The sequence below is a fragment of the Mesorhizobium sp. M7A.F.Ca.US.002.01.1.1 genome (assembly GCF_004022955.1).
Classification (GTDB): Bacteria; Pseudomonadota; Alphaproteobacteria; order Rhizobiales; family Rhizobiaceae; genus Mesorhizobium; species Mesorhizobium ciceri.
On the sequence record NZ_RZQE01000448.1, the window covers coordinates 1 to 4,915 of the forward strand.

Below are 4,915 nucleotides of genomic sequence, written 5' to 3' on the forward strand. Positions count from 1 at the left end.
CTTGGAGACGGCGGCCTCCAGCATTTCGAGCGGTCGGATCAGCACCGAGGTGAAATAGACCGATACCGCCGTGGCGCCGGCGACGATCAGCGAGATCCAGCCGGCCAGAACCAGCCATTCTCGCCGCGGCGGCTTGAGGTGCGGCACCTCAATGATCGCCCATCGGCTGTCGGGCAGGTGCATCGATGCGATCTGGCCGGGTTCGTCCGGCTTCTCGTTGACGACCGCGGGAAAGTCGAGGCCACGCCGGTGCAGGATGTCGTTGAGCATCGCCGTTTCCGCACGAGCCACCTTGCCGCCCGCTGGATGGTCGGCGAATTGAACCCGCAGGACGTCGGGGATCGGCCCCGGCAAGAGCCGCACCACCATTTCCATCTGTTGGGCAATCCAGGGCACGGTCAGTTCCGGCGGCGGTCCGCCACCGCGCACGCTGATGACGGCGGCCGTCGCCAGGCCGACGACGCCGACGATCGAGGCGACCAACAGCAGGATGAGACGGCGGCGCAGCGAATTCACGCGTGGCTCTCCACGGTCTCGACACGCGCCGTGAGCTGGTAGCCGCCATTGCGCACGGTCTTGAACAGCGGCCCGTCGCCGGTGTCGGAAAATTTCCGGCGCAGCCGGCTCACCAGCACATCGACCGAGCGTTCGAGCGGATCGCGTTCGCGGCCCTGCGTCAGGTCGAGAAGCTGGTCGCGCGACAAAAGCCGGCCGGGACGGTCGAGAAACACCTGCAAAAGATCGAACTCGGCGCCGGTGAGGTCGACGGCCACGCCTCGCGCATCCGTCACCTTGCGGGTCTCCGGTTCCAGCCTGTAGCTGGCAAAGCGGTAGATGCGCGCGCGCGGCGGCGCGGGCGCCTCCTCGGGCGTCGAGCGCCTGAGCACCGCGCGGATGCGGGCAATGAGCTCACGCGGGTTGAACGGCTTGCCGAGATAGTCGTCGGCGCCGAGTTCCAGGCCGATGATGCGGTCGACATCTTCCTTCAGCGCGGTCAGCAGGATGATCGGGGTGTGCGGCTTGCGGTCGCGCAAACCGCGGCAGATATCGAGCCCCGAGCCGTCCGGCAGCATCACGTCGAGCACGATCAGGTCGAATTGGCCGGAGCCAAGCCGTTGCTCGCATTCGCGCCGGTCCGCCGCCGCCGTGACGCGAAAGCCCTGGCTGTCGAGGTAACGCTGGAGAAGCGTCCTGATCTCGCGGTCGTCGTCGACGACGAGGATATGGGGTTGTGACTGCATGACCGTGCCGTTGCCGATGAATATTGGGACCCGTGATTGCAGGGGCTTGCCGCGATTATAGGAGAGCCGCGCCCGAGCGGCGTGGAAAATTGCAACCGAACGTTTCCGGCGGGCCATGGGAAACATTCGGAAACAAATTGCCCTTTTGCGGAAACCTTCGGCAACACGCCGACGCGAAGCGGACAAAGACGCTTCCTATCCTCTGAACCGTCCGAAGCATGAGAGAAAGGAACATCTTTATGCCAAGCAGACTTCTTGCGCTCGGCCTGTTTTCCGTCGCCGCAATTCACCCCGCGCTGGCGGCGCAGCCCGACCCCGGCGCCGGACCCGGTGAGCCGTCCCCTGTCATGGCCATGCAGGATGGGGCAGGCCACGGCCGGAATGGACCCGGCCCGCATGGACCGATGCGACCTGGTTCGCAGGGTTTCGGCCCGCAAGGCTTTGGCCCCCGCCGCATGGGTCCGCCGCCGGAATTCATGCTGGCCGCCCGGCTCGCCGCGCTGGAGACCCGCGTCGGCATCCGCACCGAACAACTCGACGCCTGGCGCGACTACACCAGCGCGCTGCAGGCGGTGCTTTCGCAGCCTCGGCCTGACCGCGGGCGGCCCGTTGGTGCTGAAGCGAAGGACCCCGACGCAGCAGGCCCGGGCGGCAAGCCCGATCCCTTCGCATTCCAGGAAAAGCTGGCCGACGACGTTACCGCCCGCGCGGTTTCGGCCGGCAGACTGAAGGAGGCGATCGCTGAACTGCGCGCCAAGCTGACGCCCGAACAACTCGAACTCCTCGCTTCGGCGGAACGTGCCCATGGATCACCCCCCGGTCCCTGGGGCGGTCCGCCGAACGATGCAGCCGGCCCCAGAGGCCTGCCCAACGATGGCAGGCAGCTCCCGCCCCAGCCCGGGAACGACGAGCAACTCTGACCGACTGCACCGGCCGGCCCGGTACCCAACCCGTTCTCGGGTCGGCCGGTTCTCCGGGGATGGCGGGCGTATCTCCGCCATCCTCGTTTCGATCACGCCCAGTTCGAATCGCGCCAATTCGGAACCATGCCCAATTCGAACCCTGCAATGGAAGCACGACAATGTGGGAAGCCATGATCATGCTGCGGCTGCTCGCGTCCGCCAGCCCGAGGCTCTCGTTCGGTCCTGTCGGGCGAGGCATGCCGCTGGCCCCGTCGGTCGACACGCTGAAGGGCGCGATCCGCCTGAGTTTCGCCGCCTGGCGGTTGTCGCTCCCGCTGTCGCAGCCGCTCGACAACCATGGGCATCATGACCGCAAGATCGCGTGAATTCCGGCAAGGCGCTTGGCATGTCCTCGCTGATCGGCATAATGATGTTGGTGGGCATCGCGGCCGGCTACTCGACCTTCGAGCAGCTCCGGCCGCCGAGAAGGAGCGCGACATGAGCCGCTTCGAAGCATTGCTCGTCGCCGCCCGCAGACCGGCGCGGCCCACCATCAAGATATCGGCCGGCATGCCTCGACCAAGCGGTCGATTGCCCGCGCCCGCAACTCCAGCGAAAGATCATTCAGTCCATGTCTATCCAGCCTAGCCCGTCTTTGCAGCCGGCACGCCGTCTGGCGCCCTGGACCGCGATGTTCGCATCCGCCTTTCTGCTGGCGGCCTGCTCGCAGGAGAGCAGCGCCCCCGCAGGCATGGGCGCGCCCGGCAAACCGGAAGTCGGCGTCGTCACCCTGCATCCGCAATCGGTGGCGATCACCGCCGAACTGTCGGGACGCACGGCGGCCTCGCTGGTTGCCGAAGTGCGCCCACAGGTGAACGGCATTATCCAGCAGCGCCTGTTCAAGGAGGGCAGCGAGGTGGCGGCTGGACAGCCGCTCTACCTCATCGATCCGGCGAGCTACAAGGCGTCCTACGACAGCGCGGTCGCCGCACAGCAGAAGGCGGAAGCGGCGGTGCCTACGGCGCAGGCCAAGTTCGACCGTTATGCCGGCCTGTTGAAGCAGAACGTTGTTTCCAAACAGGATTATGACGATGCCGCCGCCACGCTGGCGCAGGCGCAAGCCGATGTCGCCTCGGCCAAGGCCAGTGCCGAGACGGCGCGCATCAGCCTCGACCGGACCTCCATCACGGCACCGATCGCCGGGCGCATCGACAAGTCCACGCTGACGCCGGGCGCGCTGGTGACCGCGAACCAGGACACGGTGCTGACCACCATCCGTGCCCTCGATCCGATCAATGTCGACGTCACGCAGTCGAGCACCAACCTGCTCAATCTGCGCCAGGCGATCTCGGAAGGGCGGCTGAAGTTCAGCGGGCCCAATGTCAGCGTGAAGCTGAAGCTCGAGAACGGCACCATCTACACGCAGACCGGCAAGCTGGAATTCGCCGGCGCCAATGTCGACCAGACCACCGGCACCTTTGCGCTCAGGGCCGAGTTCCCCAATCCCGACCGCCTGCTTCTGCCCGGCATGTATGTGCGGGCACTGGTCGAGGAGGGCGTTGCCCAGAACAGTTTCCTGGTGCCGCAGCGTGCCGTCAGCCGCAACACCAAGGGCGAGGCCACCGCCATGGTCATCAATGCGCAGGGCAAGGTCGAGACGCGCGTGCTCGCCGTGCGCAACAGCGTCGGCAACAACTGGCTGGTGGATTCGGGTGTCGGCGACGGCGACCGCGTCATCGTCGAGGGCATGCAACTGGTGCGCCCCGGCGGCGATGCGACGGGTGTCGAAGTGACGATCGACGAGACGACCGGCGAGGTCAAGGACCGCGGGCAGAGCACGTCCGCCGCACCGGCCGCGTCCAATGCGGCGAAACCGGCGCCTGCCGCCGCGACCGGGAACTGAGCGATGTCACTATTCTTCATCAACCGGCCGATCTTCGCCTGGGTGATCGCCATCGTGATCATGCTGGGCGGCCTCCTGGCGCTCACCTCGCTGCCGATCTCGCAATATCCGCAGATTGCGCCGACGACAGTCAACATCAGCGCCACCTATCCGGGCGCCGACGCGCAGACGGTCGAGAACTCGGTGACCAAGGTCATCGAGCAAGGCATGACCGGTATCGACAATCTCGACTACATGACGGCGACGTCGACCTCGACCGGTTCGGCCTCGATCACGCTGACCTTCACCACAGCGGCCGATCCCGATACCGCCCAGGTGCAGACGCAAAACAAGCTGCAGCTGGTGCAGTCGCAGCTGCCGCAGGTGGTGCAGAGCAACGGCATCACCGTCTCCAAATCCTCGACCGGCTTCCTGATGGTCATCGGCTTCGTCTCGACCGACGCCAAGATGAACTCGACCGATCTCGCCGACTATGTCGACGCCACCGTCAACGACACGCTGAAGCGCGTCGAAGGCGTCGGCTCGACGCAGCTGTTCGGCTCCGGCTATGCCATGCGCATCTGGCTCGATCCGGACCAGCTCGCCAAATACGCCTTGATGCCGAGCGACATTGCCTCGGCGATCGAGGCGCAGAACACGCAGGTTTCGGCCGGCCAGCTTGGCGGCCTGCCGGCGCGCAAGGGCCAGCAGCTCAATGCCACGGTGACGGCCAAGAGCCGGCTGCAGACCGCCGAACAGTTCCGCAACATCATCCTGAAGAGCCAGACCGATGGCTCTCTGGTCCGCCTCAACGATGTCGCCACCGTCGAGCTCGGCGCCGAAAGCTATACGACGCAGGCCAATTACAATGGCAAGCCGGCGGCCGGCGT

General features: G+C 66.1%; 5 protein-coding genes and 1 pseudogene. 4 read left to right on the forward strand and 2 right to left on the reverse strand.

The genetic code is table 11. From position 1 onward, the window contains the following. Together EN932_RS29240 and EN932_RS29245 are read right to left on the reverse strand one after the other, a co-directional pair. Positions 1-516, reverse strand: a pseudogene (locus tag EN932_RS29240) (two-component sensor histidine kinase); the annotation flags it as partial. After that, a complete protein-coding gene (locus tag EN932_RS29245) occupies positions 513-1,241 on the reverse strand; it encodes a response regulator (RefSeq protein ID WP_013530679.1) in 729 nt (242 codons plus the stop codon). The pseudogene EN932_RS29240 and the gene EN932_RS29245, both read right to left, overlap by 4 nt. Before the next feature lie 239 nt (positions 1,242-1,480). Between EN932_RS29245 and EN932_RS29250 the strand changes: the two genes are divergently transcribed. From EN932_RS29250 to EN932_RS29265, 4 genes are all read left to right on the forward strand, one after another. Continuing rightward, the gene (locus EN932_RS29250; protein WP_127369801.1) at positions 1,481-2,161 is read left to right on the forward strand and encodes a hypothetical protein; all 681 of its coding nucleotides are present in this window, start codon (positions 1,481-1,483) and stop codon (positions 2,159-2,161) included. Between the two features lie 161 nt (positions 2,162-2,322). Further along, positions 2,323-2,529 (forward strand): hypothetical protein, encoded by a 207-nt coding sequence (locus EN932_RS29255; protein WP_127369800.1) that lies wholly within the window; start codon positions 2,323-2,325, stop codon positions 2,527-2,529. A gap of 245 nt (positions 2,530-2,774) precedes the next feature. Then, positions 2,775-4,046, forward strand: a complete 1,272-nt coding sequence (locus EN932_RS29260) for an efflux RND transporter periplasmic adaptor subunit (protein ID WP_063168601.1) — start codon at positions 2,775-2,777, stop codon at positions 4,044-4,046. Positions 4,047-4,049: 3 nt separating this feature from the next. Further along, the coding region (locus tag EN932_RS29265; RefSeq protein ID WP_206618971.1) for an efflux RND transporter permease subunit at positions 4,050-4,915 on the forward strand (866 nt) is incomplete at its 3' end.